The organism is Vibrio sp. Vb1755 (assembly GCF_033338635.1).
GTDB classification, from domain to species: Bacteria; Pseudomonadota; Gammaproteobacteria; order Enterobacterales; family Vibrionaceae; genus Vibrio; species Vibrio alginolyticus.
Genome location: NZ_JAWOTA010000004.1, coordinates 149,843 through 166,775, shown reverse-complemented (window position 1 = coordinate 166,775; position 16,933 = coordinate 149,843). Strand labels below are relative to the sequence as shown.

Below are 16,933 nucleotides of genomic sequence, written 5' to 3'. Positions count from 1 at the left end.
TCATTAGTATTACTACTTAAATATGACCAAATATAAAAAAGGAGCCTTGCGGCTCCTTTTTTGCTTAAGCGAGTATATTATTCGCCTTTAGCAGCTTTGAAAGCGTCAGCCATTGCGTTACCGAATGCATTGTCATCTTGCTTGTTGATAGATGCCATTGCTTCTTGCTCGTCAGCTTCGTCTTTAGCTTTGATAGATAGGTTGATTACGCGGTTCTTACGGTCTACACCTGTGAACTTCGCTTCAACAACATCACCAGCGCTTAGGATTAGAGAAGCATCTTCTACGCGATCGCGTGATACTTCAGAAGCACGGATGTAACCTTCAACGCCTTCTGCGATTTCAACAGTAGCGCCTTTAGCGTCAACAGCAGTTACAGTAGCGTTAACTAGAACACCTTTCTTGTTGTCAGCAACGTAAGCATTGAATGGGTCATTTTCCATTTGCTTGATGCCTAGAGAGATGCGCTCACGCTCAGCGTCTACTGCTAGAACAACTGCAGAGATCTCGTCGCCTTTCTTGTACTCACGTACAGCTTCTTCGCCAGCAACATTCCAAGAAATGTCAGATAGGTGAACTAGACCGTCGATGCCGCCTTCTAGACCGATGAAGATACCGAAGTCAGTGATAGACTTGATCTTACCAGTAACTTTGTCGCCTTTAGCTTGTGCTTCAGCGAATGACTGCCATGGGTTAGCTTTACACTGTTTCAGACCTAGAGAGATACGACGACGTTCTTCGTCGATTTCAAGAACCATAACCTCAACTTCGTCGCCAACATTAACAACTTTAGAAGGGTGGATGTTCTTGTTAGTCCAATCCATTTCTGAAACGTGAACTAGACCTTCAACGCCTTCTTCGATTTCAACGAAGCAGCCGTAGTCAGTTAGGTTAGTTACGCGACCAGTTAGTTTGTGACCTTCTGGGTAACGCTTAGCGATTGCTACCCATGGATCTTCGCCTAGTTGCTTAAGACCTAGTGATACGCGAGTACGCTCACGGTCGAACTTAAGAACTTTAACTTGGATCTCGTCACCAACGTTAACGATTTCAGATGGGTGCTTAACGCGCTTCCAAGCCATATCAGTGATATGTAGAAGACCGTCAACGCCACCTAGGTCAACGAACGCACCGTAGTCAGTAAGGTTCTTAACGATACCTTTAACTTCAGAACCTTCTTGTAGAGTTTCTAGAAGCTCGTCACGCTCAACGCTGTTCTCTGATTCGATAACTGCACGACGTGAAACAACTACGTTGTTACGTTTTTGGTCAAGTTTGATAACTTTGAACTCTAGCTCTTTGTTTTCTAGGTGAGCAGTGTCGCGGATTGGACGTACGTCTACTAGAGAGCCAGGAAGGAAAGCACGGATACCGTTTAGTTCAACAGTGAAACCGCCTTTAACTTTACCGTTGATGATACCAACAACAGTTTCAGCTTCTTCGTAAGCTTTCTCAAGTACGATCCAAGCTTCGTGACGCTTAGCTTTCTCACGAGAAAGTTGAGTTTCACCGAAACCATCTTCAACAGCGTCTAGAGCTACGTCTACTTCAGCGCCAACTTCAACTTCAAGTTCGCCAGCAGCGTTCTTGAACTGTTCAGCAGGGATAGCAGATTCAGACTTAAGACCAGCGTCAACAAGAACGAAACCGTTCTCGATAGCTACTACAGTACCTTTAACGATGCTGCCTTGTTGGAATTCTGTTTCGTTTAGAAACTCTTCAAAGAGTTGAGCAAAAGATTCAGTCATTTAATTAATCTTCAATAAATTAAACTTCCACGGGTATCCTACCGCATGGGGTTATTAAATTCGCCAGTCATCATCCTTGCGACCAACGCTCTTAGCCTAGTCGAGTATTATTACTCAGCTAGCTTCGATTCGATATATTGTAGTGCCTTTTCTACTACTTCGTCGATAGTCATCGACGTAGAATCTAGCACAAGCGCATCCTCAGCAGGGCGTAATGGCGCCACTGGGCGGTTACGATCTCGGTCGTCACGCTCTTGGATCTCGCTTAAAAGGTCAGCAAATCTAACATCTAACCCTTTCTCTTGCAACTGTTTAAGGCGTCGATTTGCACGCTCTTCAGCACTCGCATCAAGGAAGATTTTTGCTTGCGCACTCGGGAATACAATTGTGCCCATATCACGACCATCAGCAACCAGACCCGGAGCGGTCTCAAATGCACGCTGACGACGTAGTAATGCTTCACGAACACGTGGCAAAGCCGCAACTTTAGATGCTGCCATGCCTGTTTCTTCTTTGCGAAGCTCCCCTGACACGTCTTCGCCTTCTAGAATGACCTTAACTAAGTCACCTTCCGCGATAAATTGAACGTCTAGGTGGGTTGCTAGTGGGACAAGAGCATCTTCTGACTCGGTGTCGACACCGTGGTGAATCGCAGCGAGTGCAAGTACACGATAAATTGCGCCAGAATCTAAGAGTTGGAAACCCAACTTTTTCGCCAGCAACATACATAAAGTGCCTTTACCTGCACCACTAGGTCCATCTACGGTTACAACCGGAGTTTGAGAGGACATGTTCTTCTCCACCAATAGTTTCTTTTCAGCAATTTGCTCGGTTTTCGAGGCGCACATTATACGGGTAATCAGTCTTTGGAGCGAGGAAAAATGTCGTGTAAAGCATTACACCTAATGCGTAATTGGATTCATCAATAAACATAAAGTTCAACAAAAACGGCGAGAGCTTCTGCCCTCGCCGTTTTAAATGTCATGAACTTAAGCTCGATTAAACAATCGGTTTTTGACCACGCTCAGCTAACTTTAAGATCACACTGTCAGCAACTTTGCCCGCGACACCTGCTAGCTTGTCTGCCAGCTTTTTCTTCTGCACATAATGCACAGAAAGTACGGTTTTATCTTTGCATGCCGCAACAACGATATCATCAGATGTACTAATGTCATCCACCAAACCAAGCTCTTTCGCTTGTGTACCGAACCAGTGCTCACCAGTGGCTACTTTGTCTAGGTCCAAACTAGGACGACGCTCACGGATGAAGTCTTTAAACAAGACATGTGTTTCTTCAAGTTCTTGCTTAAACTTATCGCGCGCTTTATCGGTATTCTCACCGAACATCGTTAGCGTGCGTTTATATTCACCCGCTGTTAGTTGTTCGTACTCAATATCATGTTTCTTCAACAGTTTGTTGAAGTTAGGAATTTGTGCGATAACGCCAATAGACCCCACAATTGCAAATGGTGCAGAAACAATCTTATCTGCTACACATGCCATCATGTAACCACCACTTGCCGCAACTTTGTCAACAGAGATGGTCAGAGGAAGACCCGCAGCTTTGATTCGGTCCAGTTGAGAAGAGGCAAGGCCGTAACCATGAACCATACCACCGCCAGACTCTAAGCGAAGTAACACTTCATCACCTTCACGTGCGACAGCCAAAATAGCGGTGATTTCTTCACGTAGAGACGCGACTTCTTTTGCGTCTATGCTACCGTTGAAATCAAGAACAAATAGGTGTGGTTCACGCTTGCTATCTAATGAACCGTCTTTGCTCGCTTGTTTGATTTCTTTCTCGCGAGATTTGTTCTTCTCTTTTTCTTCTTTCTTGACGGCTTTATCTCGAGCCTTGATGAAAGCATCGTCATGCAAATGATGCTCTAACTGCTCAACAGATTGTTTGTGTTGCTCTGAAAGGTTGGTAATCTCTAACTCCCCTTTCGCCGCACCCGATTTGCCACCAGCCGATTTTGCAATAATGAGCAGAACAATTATCGCAGCAACCACCGTGATAATTTTGGCCAGAAACAGACCATAATCTAATAAAAATTCCAACGAGAGCTCCTTTATCTCATTTCAGATGACGTTAGTATGTTACGCAGAAACATCAGCGAGAAGGCAGCGCGGTTTGTAACCACTTGTTCTGATTGATAGCATACCTAACGAAAGTTCTGGAATTGGTATAACACATGAATTGGTGTATTGTAACCATCTTGTCACGATTACCAAGATTTTCCATTGAGAAACAGGCGTTTTTTAGCGTCAATTAACTATCATGGACCCTCTTACAATAATAAGGATTTATCGCCGTGAACTACTCCGTTTCAGCTGATGCTCTAAAAGGTAAAGTCATTCTTGTTACTGGCGCTGGTAATGGCATCGGCCGTCAAGCCGCGCTTTCTTATGCCGAGCACGGTGCAACTGTTATTCTCTTGGGTAGAAATGTGCAAAACCTTGAATCTATCTATGATGAGATTGAAGCTGCTGGCTATCCACAAGCTGCTATCATTCCATTGGATCTCAAGGGTGCAACTCAGCAGAATTATATTGATATGGCAGAGACAATCGAAGGACAGTTTGGTCGCTTGGATGGTCTATTACACAACGCAGGTGTCTTGAGTTCGCTGTGTCCATTTGATCAAATCAAAGAGGAAGACTTCGACGATATCATGCAGATCAACGTGAAAGCCGAAGTGCTAATGACTCAAGCATTACTGCCTGTGATGCGTAAATCAGAAGCTGGGCGTATTATCTTTACCTCTTCAACTGTCGGCCACTCTGGCCGCGCATTCTGGGGGCCATACGCTATCTCTAAATTTGCCGTAGAAGGCATGATGCAAGTTTTAGCTGACGAGCTGAGTGATACACCGATCCGCGTTAACGCAATTAACCCTGGTGCCACTCGTACTCGCATGCGTGAAAAAGCATATCCGGGTGAAGATGCGAATACTCTCAAAACGCCACTGGATATCATGCCGCTATATTTGCACTTAATGGATCCTGCGGTTACCGATGTGAACGGTCAGTGCATCGACGCTCAACCGAAGCGTAAATAACTCATTCAGGTTACCTCACATAATCGATTGAAAAGGCAGCAAACGCTGCCTTTTTTCATTTCTCTCTTCATAAAAATCTTGCGACTTTCTCCCACAGAAATATACTGTACATATATACAGGTATTTATTATGCAAGATATTATTCAGAACTTAAAAAGCCAACACCTTGTTTGGCAAGCAAATTTAACGAAAGCAGATCCTCAGCAGTTGCAGACTAGTTCCGGTTTTTCTGAATTAGATGATTTGCTCGGCGGAGGCTTTCCACCTCATGGCGTAGTGGAGATGGAATCTATTGGTAGTATTGGTGAATTGCGTTTGCTCGCTCCCTATTTAAAAGCCACTCAGACCAATGGTATGACCGCATTTATTCAACCACCTGCGCTAGTGAATTCTCTGTTTTTACACTACATCGGGTTGGATATAAACCAAGTGTGGGTTGTTACTCCAACTCACCCCAAAGATGCTCTTTGGGCTGCAGAGCAATGTCTGAAAAGTGGGGTATGCAGTAATGTTTTGTTATGGCAAGAAGAGCTTGAAATACATCAAGTGAAACGCTTACAGGTAGCAAGTGAACAAGGGAGTTGCCCTCTCTTTATGCTTAAAACAGATACTATCAACCGCTTGTCTTTGCCTGTGTCACTCAGTTTAAAACTGAAAGGCGACGAGCAAGGGATTAATGTTGAAGTGCTGAAAAGGAAAGGAGGCTGGAATAGAGGTAGCGTTAGTATCGGCTTCCAACACCATTACCCGCAACTGGTGAAACCATCATCTGAAACTGTGCACTCGACTGTGGTCAATTTCCCACTGGCGAACCAAGGTTAGTGATATGGCTCTGTGGATTTACTTGCACTTCCCTCGCCTGCAGCTAGACGCACTCTTTGGTGATAACCAAGAACAACCCGTGGTGATTGTCGAAAGCCAACGTTGCCAGATTCTTCAATACAACGAGATTGCCGAACAACAAGGCATTAAGCCTGGTATGGGCCTAGGCAGTGCTGCGTCCTTGTGTCGAGATTTACAAGTGCATCCTTATCATCCGCACACCGAATTGAGCAAGTTACAAGAAATTGCTCAATGGCTGTATTTGATCACATCTGACGTTGTGTTGATGCCAAACCAAGGTATTTTGCTGCGTGCTACTCCAATGCTCGCTCTGTATGAAGGGCTTGAAAACTATTGGAATAAAGTCAGAGCTCACTTATCGGAGCTGAAACTGAGTTTTCAATTCGGATGTGGTTTTTCGCCTTTTGCTGCCAAATTGATGGCAATATCAGGAGCGAACGTCATCAGTGAAGACAAATCTGCCATACAAAAAGCTTTATCACCACTACCGTTAAAACTGACAGATTTATCAAACGCTACCGTAGAGAAGTTACAACGTGTAGGCGTCACCACATTGCAAAACCTGCTTGAACTGCCATTGCAAGACATCGCACGACGCTTTGATATCGATTTGGTGAACTACGTTGGTCGACTGACTGGGCAGTTTAAACACCCTGTCGACTTTTATCACCCTACCGAATCCTTCCAAGTTTATTTAGAGCTCTTGTTTGAGATCGAAAACGTTCAGTGGATTAAAAAGCCGTTGACCAAATTACTTCGTCAACTCGAAACCTTTCTAAAATTAAGAGATAAGGTCGCTTTTGAACTGTGTTTAACACTCCACCAGCGTGAGAAACAAGAGCAACACCTTCAACTCACTTCTGCGCAAGGTGATTACCTATGTCAGCGTTGGCAACAGTTAGCGAGTTTAAGCTTAGAATCACTCTCGCTTAATGGCCCAGTCACAGGGCTAACGTTAAAAGTCATCCGTCAAGGTGAGCCTCTTAGTGCATCACGCGATCTCTTTGCTGGGCAGAAAGGAAACATGAATGCTTTAGAGCTGCTCTCTTTACTGCAAGCTAAATTGGGAAAAAGTGCCGTTTTAAAACCCAATATTGCTTGCGATCCTAGACCAGAAAAGGCCAGTCAGTATCGCCCTGCTGATGCTCCGGATGAAAAGGGGCACGCCATACCATCCATACTACGCCCAGCAATGCAATTACCGACTCCCATTGTATTGCAAGAGCAAGTTTCTTTGGTCCACGGACCTGAGCGAATAGTTTCTGGGTGGTGGGATGGTGATGAGATCATGCGTGATTACTACATTGCACACACCAAGCAAGGCCGCTGGTTATGGATATTTCGCGATCAGCACAAGCACTGGTTTCTTCATGGCTATTTTTGTTAAATCGACAGTTATTTTTGTTGGGTCATTATGAGTTACGCGGAACTATTTTGTCAGTCTAACTTCTCTTTTTTGACTGGGGCTTCTCATGCAGAAGAGCTGGTACTCCAAGCTGCTTTCTATCGCTATCAAGCTCTAGCTATAACGGATGAATGTTCAGTCGCGGGCGTTGTCAAAGCCCATGCAACCATCGAACAACATAAACTCGATATCAAACAAATCGTTGGAAGTATGTTTTGGTTAAATGATGAATGCCAAATCGTACTGCTTTGCCCTTGTCGCAAGGCTTATGCCGAGTTGTGTCGTATCATCACAAACGCAAGGAGACGCAGTGAAAAAGGCAACTATCAACTGTTCGAATGGGATTTGATGTCGGTTCGACATTGTTTGGTATTGTGGCTGCCCACACATCAAGAGAGTGATCACTATTGGGGGCGCTGGCTCAATCAACACCACGCTAATCGTTTGTGGGTAGCGATTCAGCGCCATTTGAGTAACAACGATACTGAGTACATTGCGCACTGCGAGCAGTTAGCACATGAATTTCAATTACCTATAACTGCCTGCGGAGGCGTTCTCATGCATGATGTTGAACGCTTGCCATTACAGCATGTACTTACTGCTATAAAACATGGGTGTAGCGTCGATAAACTCGGTTTTGACCGTATTTCGAATACTGAGCGAGCGCTTCGTCCTTTTAAAAAGTTGATTCGGATTTACAAACCAGAATGGCTGGAAGAAAGTACTTACATCGCCGATTTATGCGAGTTTAAGCTCTCCGATTTAAAATACGAATATCCTACCGAGCTGATCCCAGATGGTTATACACCCGACTCTTACTTACGTATGTTGGTCGAACGTGGTAAAAAGCTGCGTTTTCCTGAAGGCGTGCCAGCAGAAGTCAATCAAACCATCGAGAATGAACTGGCGCTTATTCAAGAGCTTAAATACCACTACTACTTCCTTACTATTCACGACATCGTAATGTTTGCGAAACAGCAAGGTATTCTTTACCAAGGGCGAGGTTCCGCTGCAAACTCTGTAGTGTGTTATTGCCTGGAAATTACCGCCGTCGATCCTCGACAAATCGCTGTCTTATTCGAACGATTTATCAGTAAAGAACGTAAGGAACCGCCGGATATTGATGTGGACTTTGAACACGAGCGCCGTGAAGAAGTTATCCAGTATATTTACAAAAAATATGGTCGTGAGCGTGCAGCACTTGCTGCAACAGTGATCAGCTATCGCTTTAAAAGTGCCGTGCGTGAAGTCGGTAAAGCACTAGGGATTGAAGAGACCCAATTAGATTTTTTCATTAAGAACGTTAATCGCCGAGATCGCAGCCAAGGCTGGCAAGCTCAAATTATTGAACTTGGCTTACAACCAGAATCTCTCAAAGGGCAGCAGTTTATCCAATTGGTCAACGAGATCATTGGCTTCCCACGCCATTTATCTCAGCACGTAGGTGGCTTTGTAATTTCATCTGGCCCTTTATATGAGTTGGTACCTGTTGAAAATGCCTCGATGGAAGATCGCACTATCATTCAATGGGATAAAGACGATTTAGAAAGCTTGAAGCTACTAAAAGTCGATGTACTCGCACTCGGCATGTTAAACGCCATCAAAAAGTGCTTTCAACTGGTCGAGAAACATCACCAGCGATCCCTCTCGATTTCCGAGATCACTCGCCGACAAGATGATCCACACGTGTACCGCATGATCCAAAAAGCTGACACGATAGGCGTATTCCAAATTGAATCTCGTGCACAAATGAGCATGCTTCCTCGCCTAAAGCCTGCTTGTTATTACGACTTAGTGATTCAAATTGCAATTGTTCGTCCAGGCCCTATTCAGGGTGATATGGTGCATCCTTTTTTAAAACGACGAGATCACAAAGAGCCTGTCAGTTATCCATCGGAAGAAGTAAAAAGCGTTCTGGAGCGGACTATGGGCGTCCCTATTTTCCAAGAGCAAGTCATCAAGCTAGCCATGGTAGCCGCAGGGTTTAGCGGCGGCGAGGCCGATCAACTCCGTCGAGCGATGGCATCATGGAAAAAGAATGGCGATCTCGCTAAATTCAGACCAAAACTGATCAATGGTATGCAAGAGAGAGGTTATGACTTAGCGTTTGCTGAGCGCATTTTCGATCAGATTTGCGGCTTTGGTGAGTACGGCTTCCCTGAAAGTCATTCAGCGTCTTTCGCAGTGCTGGCATATTGTTCTGCATGGTTAAAATATTATTACCCAGCCGAATTTTACACTGCATTATTGAACAGCCAACCAATGGGATTTTATAGCCCATCGCAATTAGTACAAGATGCTCGCCGACATGGCGTCGAAGTATTGCCGGTGTGCGTCAATCATTCAAAATATCAACATCATCTCGTCTCACGTCCGAATGGCAGGCTCGGCGTGCAACTTGGTTTTCGCTTGGTGAAAGGCTTTAACGCAGAAAGCGCACAAAGGCTTATTGAGCGCAAACCACTTAATGGTTACCGATCGATTCAAGAAGTAAAGCAGATATTAAGAAGCCGAAGTGACATTGAATTATTGGCTTCAGCCAATGCATTTCAGGCCTTATCGGGAAATCGTTATAACGCTCGCTGGGCAGCAATGGATTCCTTATCTGACCTACCATTGTTTCACAAGGTCGAAGAACCCAATGTTAGCTACCAGACTCAACCCTCTGAATATGAAAATTTAATTGAGGATTACGCAAGCACGGGACTATCTCTTAGCCGCCATCCAATTAAATTATTAGAAGAAACGGGCAAACTCCCTCACTTTACCCGCATGAGGCAACTGACAGAGAAACCGCATAAGTCACTGGTCACAGTGGTAGGTGTGGTAACAGGAAGACAATCTCCAGGCACCGCCGCTGGCGTGACATTTTTTACGTTAGAAGATGACACGGGCAACATTAATGTGGTCGTTTGGCAAGCTACAGCACGAGCCCAAAAGCAAGCGTATTTAGGCGCTAAAGTATTAATGGTGAAAGGCATTCTTGAAAGAGAGGGAGAAGTCACGCACGTCATTGCTGGTAAGTTGATTGATTGCACGCACTACTTGAACAATCTACAAAGTAAATCTCGGGATTTCCATTAGTACAGAGGAATTAAGGAGAGAGATGTTAAAAATCAGAGAGAGGTGCGCTCCCTCTGGTTTCACTAGATCTAATCATGCACTTTTAGAAAGCATCTGGCGTAACCGGTCTTGAGCAACTTCAACCAACAGATCTGGTTGGAATTTAGAGATAAAACGATCACAACCTACTTTTTGTACCATGGCTTCATTAAAACTACCGCTCAGAGAAGTGTTCAATGTGATAAACAACTTAGACATACGTGGATCTTGGCGCACTTCATGGGTCAGTTTATAACCGTCCATTTCAGGCATTTCAGCATCCGTAATCATCATCAATAGCTCTTTTTCTACATCTTTACCTTCATCACACCAACGTTTTAAAACCGTTAACGCTTCTAGCCCGTCACGACACTCGATGATATTCATACCTAATTGAGAAAGCGTATCGCGAACTTGATTACGAGCTGTAGAGGAATCATCCACAATCAGAACATTACGCCCGACCATTGCTTGGGCCAATTCTTGATCGAGAATGTCCTCCGAGATAGTCACGTCGTAATGCACGATCTCTGCTAAAACTTTTTCAACGTCAATAATTTCGACAATTTGAGAGGCATCCCCCTCTTTGATTTGCGTGATAGCCGTGAGGTAATTCGAGCGACCAGACGTGGAAGGAGGCGGCTGAATTTCAGTCCATGCCGTATTAATAATGTTTTTAACCGGACCGACTAAGAAGCCCTGCACCGTGCGGTTGTACTCTGTCACGATCAAATTTTCTTCTTCCGCTTCACCACGTAAAGCAGGAAAACCAATTGCGCCTCGTAAATCAATCACTGGTACCGCTTCACCTCGTAGAGAAGCAACCCCACGAATATTGTAGTGCGATCCTGGGAGCTTGGTTAACGGCGGAAGCTTGATGACCTCTTTCACTTTGAACACATTAATCGCAAATAATTGGCGACTATTTAAAGTGAACAGCAGAAGCTCTAGTCGATTTTCACCAACCAAGTTTGTACGCTGGTCAACCGTATTTAACACTCCGGACATACTACTACCTAAATTATGGATAATTCTTATTTTACTCGAAATCAGTACAGACACAGCAAGGTTATATAACCAAATAACCTTAAAATATTTGGCTTTTCGAGCACAGCTTTAAAGTACAACAGTTTTAGCGTATTACTTCTCTTTGCATCAGACGCAAAGTCACGCAGCACATTGAAAGCCATTTTGTTTATTTACTTGAGCTTTTTAGGAAATTACATGAATGGCGCAGATATAGCAATGCAACATAACTCAAATTCCCTTTCTAGTAATAGGCGATCAAAAAGGGTGAGCCGTTAAGTCTCACCCTAAATCACCTACAAATGCAGTCTCAACAGCCAGGCACATCATCATGTTAAAAAGTACTTAACCTTCCACAACCTTCATCAATAGTTGACCATCGTACAACGCTTGCTTAATCAACGCGGCACCAGGCATTGTGGCTTGCTTATAGAAACGAGACTCCACCAGCTCAAGATCTTGGTGATAAACAGGTAAACTCTGTTCTTCGATACAGCGACGAACCGCAGGATAAAGCACATCTTTTGCTTGGTTAATCACACCACCGATCAAGATTTTCTCAGGGTTAAATAAGTTGATCACAATAGCAATTGCAGAGCCTAAGTAGCGTCCAAGTTTTTCAATCACATCGACGGCCAAAGGATCACCGTTTGCAGCGGCTTCACAAATGCTCTCAATACTCATTTCCTCTTGTTTAGCAAGAATAGAGTCTTCGCCATCAGCGATTCGTCTTACGACTTCTTCACGAATTGCCTGAGAACTGGCAACGGTTTCCAAACAGCCTATATTGCCGCAATGACAACGTTTTCCATTTGGGTCAATTTGAATATGCCCGAGTTCACCAATGTTACCGTGACGGCCTTGCAAAACGCGCCCATCCAGAATGATGCCCGCACCTAAACCGTGGTGGATAGAGATAAGAACGGAGTTGTCATTATCTTGAGAATGACCAAAAAGCTTTTCTGCTAATGCCCAAGCTCGCGTGTCATTGGCAATGAAAACTGGCAAGCCCGTTGCTTTGTATATCTCTGGTCCAAGAGCAAGATTTTCGACATTGTAATGAGGCATCTGCAAAACGACACCTTGCTCTGAGTTCACGAGACCAGGCAGCGTAAGGGCAATACTGGTAACACGATCAAGTTGATCCGCGTAAGTCTGAAAGAATTCATCAATTTCGTAAAGCAGGCGCTCAAGCACATCGTCTTGATCAAGCTCGTGTATCTCGATTTTAGTATCGATCAGTACATCACCGCCTAACTCATGCAAAGCAATGGTTAAATAACCCCGCCCCAAACGCATTGACAAAAATTGCCAGCCTTCATTATTGACCTGCAAACCGACAGCAGGTCGACCACGACTCGTCGCTTCTTGTACTGTCGTTTCATGAATCAAGTGCGCTTCAATTAATTCTCGAGTGATTTTGGTGATACTAGCAGGAGCAAGCTCACTCTGCTTGGACAAATCAATTCGAGAAATAGGACCTTTTAGGTCAATTAGTTTATATACACGACCAGCATTGACCTGTTTGATATGATCAATATGGCCCGGTTGAGCCATGTACATCTTGCACTCCGAAATTCTATAACGGGACAATTTTTTTACTTTGCGAACTAATTGTGAAGTGAATTAATAAATCCCCGTGACAAGCATCACGTATAAACCTGTTTGTTTGTGTATTCAATCAAATAACGAAGAATCTACTCCTGTTAAATTGTTTGAAAAATAACTTATTTTTATTCACTAAATTATGAAGTAATGCCTTTAAAGCAGCGTATTTTTATCAATAAGGCCATTGCCTGTCGAATATCTGTCTGTTTTACCGGGGTTACTCTTAATGTAAACATTCTGTGCATATACTTATATTCAAGTAGCTTTAAGGTGTGGGCTAAGCGAGGCTAACCTTGAGAGCGATTGCGTAAAGTAAGGATAGAGTTCAAGTTACCTGTACACACACATTCATCGGAGAATCTATGACTTCCAAATTAAGACGAACAAAAATTGTCACTACGCTGGGTCCTTCAACGGATAAGGACAATATACTTGAGGAGATCATCAAAGCCGGTGCAAACGTTGTCCGTATGAATTTTTCACATGGAACCAGTGAAGACCACATTCAACGTGCGAACAAAGTCCGTACCATTGCAGCAAGACTTGGGCGTCAGGTTGCAATTCTTGGTGACTTACAAGGCCCTAAAATCCGTGTATCAACGTTTAAAGACGGCCAAGTCATTTTGAATGTGGGCGATAAATTCACATTAGATAGTGATTTACCAAAAGGTGAAGGCAATCAAGAATCTGTAGGGTTAGATTATAAAGAACTACCGCAAGATGTTTCACCAAATGACATTTTATTACTCGATGATGGACGCGTTCAGCTGCAAGTTACCAAAGTAGAGGGTAATAAAGTTCATACCCGTGTGATTGTCGGTGGTCCACTGTCCAACAATAAAGGGATCAACAAAAAAGGCGGCGGATTGTCAGCCGATGCGCTCACAGAGAAAGATAAAGCCGACATTCTTACCGCCGCAGCAATTCAAGTAGACTACCTTGCTATTTCATTCCCGCGTAACGGCGAAGACATGCATTACGCTCGACGCTTAGCCAGAGATGCAGGCCTTGAAGCCATGTTAGTGGCTAAAGTCGAACGAGCAGAAACCGTCGCGACCAATGAGTCTATTGACGACATTATTCTCGCATCCGATGTGGTGATGGTTGCACGTGGTGACCTTGGTGTAGAAATCGGTGACCCTGAGCTCATAGGTGTCCAGAAAAAACTGATTCGCCGCGCACGCAGTTTAAACCGTATCGTGATTACTGCGACACAAATGATGGAGTCCATGATTACTAGCCCAATGCCAACGCGTGCTGAAGTGATGGATGTGGCCAATGCGGTTCTAGACGGCACTGACGCGGTGATGCTTTCTGGAGAGACCGCTGCAGGTAAATATCCTGTAGAAACGGTCAAATCCATGGCCGAAGTATGTGTGGGGGCAGAAAAAATGTCGGAGGCAAGTCTATCAACCTATCGCTTAGATAGAACCTTCGAAACCGCTGAAGAAACCATCGCAATGGCAACCATGTACTCTGCGAATCACATGGAAGGAATTAAAGCGATGATCTCGTTAACTGAGTCCGGCAGGACTGCGTTGATGATGTCTCGCTTAAGCTCTGGCTTGCCAATATTTGCCTTATCACGGAATGAATCGACACTAAATCGAGCAGCATTATACCGAGGCGTGACACCTGTATATTTCGAGTCAAAAAGTGATGCGGGTTTACCAACGGCTCAAGCAGCGATTACTAGCCTTAAAGAGCAAGGGTTCTTGCACAAAGGTGATTTAGTCATTATTACTCAAGGCGATGTAATGGATGTTGTTGGCTCAACCAACTGCATGCGCATTCTACAAGCGTAGTCGTTATACCTAACCGGAGTTAACCACAAGAACCCGCAAATAAGGCTCCGAAAATGGAGCCTTATTTATATGCTTTGTATATTGCGCACATCGTGAACGTAAGAAGGTTTATGCACTCTCTCTACCATCAATTTCAACATCCAGCTGGTCATAGAGTTGAACTAGGTTAAACCCAGCTTGAAGCCCAAGCTGATAGTCATGCTCTAGTGACTCTTGGTCACTTAACAAAGAAGAAGAACGAAGTCCCTCTTTAGGCGCAACTTGTAAAATAAAAGTGTCGTCAGGTGGAGCAGATATAAAGGCCTGAGTGAGCTCAAATGTTTGATAATGAATCATCAGCATGTCGGCTAAACCTGAATCAAAATTCTCACCAATCAGATGACTTAAACGATACAAGTTATCGGCACCGAACAACCAACGGCCTCCATTTAACAGCATTTTCCCTGCAAGCTTCGATTGATGTGCTGCATTAATTTTTTGTTGGAAGAACGACGCCCAATCCAGCTTCCACTGATTCACTTTTTGCTGCCATGATTGCTGTACTGAGTTGATAGACTCCCGATACCATTCGACAGGCACATCCCCCACCTCACTTTGGGCTCTCGCTTCAATCTCTGAAAACGGCTCTGTGCGAATGACAATAATGTTGCGAGCATTCTGACGCCACGCTTCTTGAACAGGGATAGAGGCAGACACGCCGCCATCCACAAACTTATTGCCATTTACGTCGACAGGTCCGTGATATAACTTGGGAATCGCACATGTCGCTAGCATAGTGTTAAACCACGAGTCATCCAAGATTGGTAGATATTGATCTGATAGCGTCTCTATATTCGTTACCGCAGCAAACGCCCCTCGTTTTCCCAATGCACTGCGACCTAAATCAAGGTCAAGCTTGTATGGGAAATCTTGAATCCGTTCTAATGCCCACTCTAAACCTAAGTACTGCTGCTTTCGGATATAGCGAAACAGATTAAAAAATTCAGGAGACGTTGTCAGCTCGGTAATAAAAGCTTTGCCCATGCCATGTTGACGACACAAGTAAGAACATAAGTTAAGTGCTCCGGCAGAGGTGCCATAGAATTCATCGAAAGGATCGAAGTTGGAAAGTAAAAAGGCGTCTAAAACGCCAGCGGTAAAAATCCCTCTCTGCCCTCCACCTTGCGTGACTAAAGCAGTTTTACCATGCCTAAAGTGCTCATAAACTTTTACATCAAGCTCTGCATGGCTTTCTGTGATTATACCGCTGTTACGTATCATAGGCTCACGCCGTTTTGTTAAAACGTTTGGTAAAAGTGGTTATCTTAAGCTGTTGTAATAGCAATGATGCCAAATGACAAAAGCACTGCAAAAACAGTCACCACAATGATTAATGCGGATTTTAGATCGTGTTCCATAAACACCTCCTTAATATGTAACAAATTAATAACACCGGTGTGAAATATGTTCAAGATTTGCTTAATTTAGTCGCGCAATTTTGACTAACCCATCACAATTAGCTTAGTCATAATAAGGAGATAGGGCATGAACCAAAAACTCAGCTGGCTAGTAGGAATCATGATGATGAGTACTGCTATCAATGCACAAGCGAATATCATCGTTACACCATACATAGGCTATACAGGAGGCGGCCAAGTAGAGGATGAAAGTGGTAATACATACGATCTCGACCCCGCAGTGAATTACGCTCTTTCAGTCGAGACTCCCTTAGAAAAAGGAAGGATCGGATTGTTTTACTCCAATCAATCGACGGAACTTGAAAAGCTGTCCAACTCGGCAGATATCCATTATCTGCACTTCCAAAGCAGCATGTACTATCCTGTCGCAGAAAAATGGCAAACCTATATCGGTGTAGGTTTGGGCGCTTCTTACGCCGATGTGGATTGGGTAGACAAAAAATACGGATTTTCGGCTAGCGCTTTTGCAGGGCTGGAATATGAATTTTCAAAGAACTTTGCATTAACAGCCCAACTGAGATGGTTAGGAACGGTCGTTGATAACGATACATCTGGCGCCTGTACTCTACCTAATGACGGCTCAAACTGTATCATTAAGTTCGATACTGATTGGATGAACCAATTCCAATCAAATGTCGGTTTTAGTTTCCGCTTCTAATTTTTATGCATGTTCCTTTATAGGACTCGTCACAAAGAACGCTGAACGAGTCCTGCACAGAGCCGATAAAGGATATCGTCTAAACACCATTGTTTGGCAAAGTAACGAAGCATCATCTAGATAGGTGCACAAAAGATAGCCGTACGCCCTAATTAATCAAAATAGTCTTAAACACCAAAGCAATTATTAGATCCCAGTCATTTATTCCAGACAAACAAC

13 protein-coding genes are annotated in these 16,933 nt (G+C 44.0%); 6 read left to right on the top strand and 7 right to left on the bottom strand.

What is annotated here, in order from left to right; all coding sequences use genetic code 11:
- Positions 1-77: 77 nt before the first annotated feature.
- From rpsA to sohB, 3 genes are all read right to left on the bottom strand, one after another.
- Complete coding sequence (gene rpsA, locus R7E00_RS06415; RefSeq protein ID WP_005385817.1) at positions 78-1,748, bottom strand: 30S ribosomal protein S1; 1,671 nt, start codon at positions 1,746-1,748, stop codon at positions 78-80.
- Between the two features lie 110 nt (positions 1,749-1,858).
- Entirely contained in the window at positions 1,859-2,539 is a 681-nt protein-coding gene (cmk, locus tag R7E00_RS06410; RefSeq protein WP_021033981.1) for a (d)CMP kinase, read from the bottom strand.
- Between the two features lie 208 nt (positions 2,540-2,747).
- Positions 2,748-3,809, bottom strand: a complete 1,062-nt coding sequence (gene sohB / locus R7E00_RS06405) for a protease SohB (RefSeq protein ID WP_005385819.1) — start codon at positions 3,807-3,809, stop codon at positions 2,748-2,750.
- A gap of 254 nt (positions 3,810-4,063) precedes the next feature.
- Here sohB and R7E00_RS06400 point away from each other — a divergent pair, with 254 nt between their 5' ends.
- The 4 genes from R7E00_RS06400 (at position 4,064) to R7E00_RS06385 (ending at position 10,142) form a co-directional block, all read left to right on the top strand.
- Positions 4,064-4,810 (top strand): YciK family oxidoreductase, encoded by a 747-nt coding sequence (locus R7E00_RS06400; protein WP_005372980.1) that lies wholly within the window; start codon positions 4,064-4,066, stop codon positions 4,808-4,810.
- Between the two features lie 129 nt (positions 4,811-4,939).
- On the top strand, positions 4,940-5,632 hold the full coding sequence (gene imuA, locus R7E00_RS06395) for a translesion DNA synthesis-associated protein ImuA (RefSeq protein WP_186584799.1): 693 nt from the start codon (positions 4,940-4,942) through the stop codon (positions 5,630-5,632).
- Positions 5,633-5,636: 4 nt separating this feature from the next.
- Positions 5,637-7,040: a Y-family DNA polymerase gene (locus R7E00_RS06390; RefSeq protein ID WP_033905737.1), complete on the top strand. Its 1,404-nt coding sequence runs from the start codon at positions 5,637-5,639 to the stop codon at positions 7,038-7,040.
- A gap of 27 nt (positions 7,041-7,067) precedes the next feature.
- Positions 7,068-10,142, top strand: coding sequence for an error-prone DNA polymerase (locus R7E00_RS06385; RefSeq protein WP_025767229.1), 3,075 nt, complete (start codon positions 7,068-7,070; stop codon positions 10,140-10,142).
- Between the two features lie 72 nt (positions 10,143-10,214).
- Here R7E00_RS06385 and R7E00_RS06380 read toward each other — a convergent pair whose 3' ends face one another.
- Both R7E00_RS06380 and R7E00_RS06375 read right to left on the bottom strand, forming a co-directional pair.
- Complete coding sequence (locus R7E00_RS06380; RefSeq protein ID WP_005372976.1) at positions 10,215-11,168, bottom strand: chemotaxis protein CheV; 954 nt, start codon at positions 11,166-11,168, stop codon at positions 10,215-10,217.
- Positions 11,169-11,531: 363 nt separating this feature from the next.
- The gene (locus tag R7E00_RS06375) at positions 11,532-12,749 is read right to left on the bottom strand and encodes an ROK family protein (RefSeq protein WP_005385828.1); all 1,218 of its coding nucleotides are present in this window, start codon (positions 12,747-12,749) and stop codon (positions 11,532-11,534) included.
- Between the two features lie 407 nt (positions 12,750-13,156).
- On the opposite strand from R7E00_RS06375, the gene pyk reads away from it, so the two are divergent.
- On the top strand, positions 13,157-14,599 hold the full coding sequence (gene pyk / locus R7E00_RS06370) for a pyruvate kinase (RefSeq protein WP_005372972.1): 1,443 nt from the start codon (positions 13,157-13,159) through the stop codon (positions 14,597-14,599).
- A gap of 108 nt (positions 14,600-14,707) precedes the next feature.
- Here pyk and R7E00_RS06365 read toward each other — a convergent pair whose 3' ends face one another.
- Positions 14,708-15,859 (bottom strand): patatin family protein, encoded by a 1,152-nt coding sequence (locus R7E00_RS06365; protein WP_005372971.1) that lies wholly within the window; start codon positions 15,857-15,859, stop codon positions 14,708-14,710.
- A gap of 44 nt (positions 15,860-15,903) precedes the next feature.
- The gene (locus R7E00_RS06360) at positions 15,904-15,996 is read right to left on the bottom strand and encodes a YnhF family membrane protein (protein ID WP_005372970.1); all 93 of its coding nucleotides are present in this window, start codon (positions 15,994-15,996) and stop codon (positions 15,904-15,906) included.
- Between the two features lie 127 nt (positions 15,997-16,123).
- Between R7E00_RS06360 and R7E00_RS06355 the strand changes: the two genes are divergently transcribed.
- A complete protein-coding gene (locus R7E00_RS06355; RefSeq protein ID WP_005372968.1) occupies positions 16,124-16,714 on the top strand; it encodes an outer membrane protein in 591 nt (196 codons plus the stop codon).
- The last annotated feature ends 219 nt before the right edge of the window (positions 16,715-16,933 follow it).

Coding starts and splice junctions, on each gene's coding strand:
- R7E00_RS06375 (WP_005385828.1), bottom strand. CDS start 12,749: ATGTACATGGCTCAACCGGGCCATATTGATCATATCAAACAGGTCAAT.
- rpsA (WP_005385817.1), bottom strand. CDS start 1,748: ATGACTGAATCTTTTGCTCAACTCTTTGAAGAGTTTCTAAACGAAACA.
- R7E00_RS06385 (WP_025767229.1), top strand. CDS start 7,068: ATGAGTTACGCGGAACTATTTTGTCAGTCTAACTTCTCTTTTTTGACT.
- R7E00_RS06355 (WP_005372968.1), top strand. CDS start 16,124: ATGAACCAAAAACTCAGCTGGCTAGTAGGAATCATGATGATGAGTACT.
- pyk (WP_005372972.1), top strand. CDS start 13,157: ATGACTTCCAAATTAAGACGAACAAAAATTGTCACTACGCTGGGTCCT.
- R7E00_RS06390 (WP_033905737.1), top strand. CDS start 5,637: ATGGCTCTGTGGATTTACTTGCACTTCCCTCGCCTGCAGCTAGACGCA.
- imuA (WP_186584799.1), top strand. CDS start 4,940: ATGCAAGATATTATTCAGAACTTAAAAAGCCAACACCTTGTTTGGCAA.
- R7E00_RS06360 (WP_005372970.1), bottom strand. CDS start 15,996: ATGGAACACGATCTAAAATCCGCATTAATCATTGTGGTGACTGTTTTT.
- cmk (WP_021033981.1), bottom strand. CDS start 2,539: ATGTCCTCTCAAACTCCGGTTGTAACCGTAGATGGACCTAGTGGTGCA.
- R7E00_RS06365 (WP_005372971.1), bottom strand. CDS start 15,859: ATGATACGTAACAGCGGTATAATCACAGAAAGCCATGCAGAGCTTGAT.
- R7E00_RS06380 (WP_005372976.1), bottom strand. CDS start 11,168: ATGTCCGGAGTGTTAAATACGGTTGACCAGCGTACAAACTTGGTTGGT.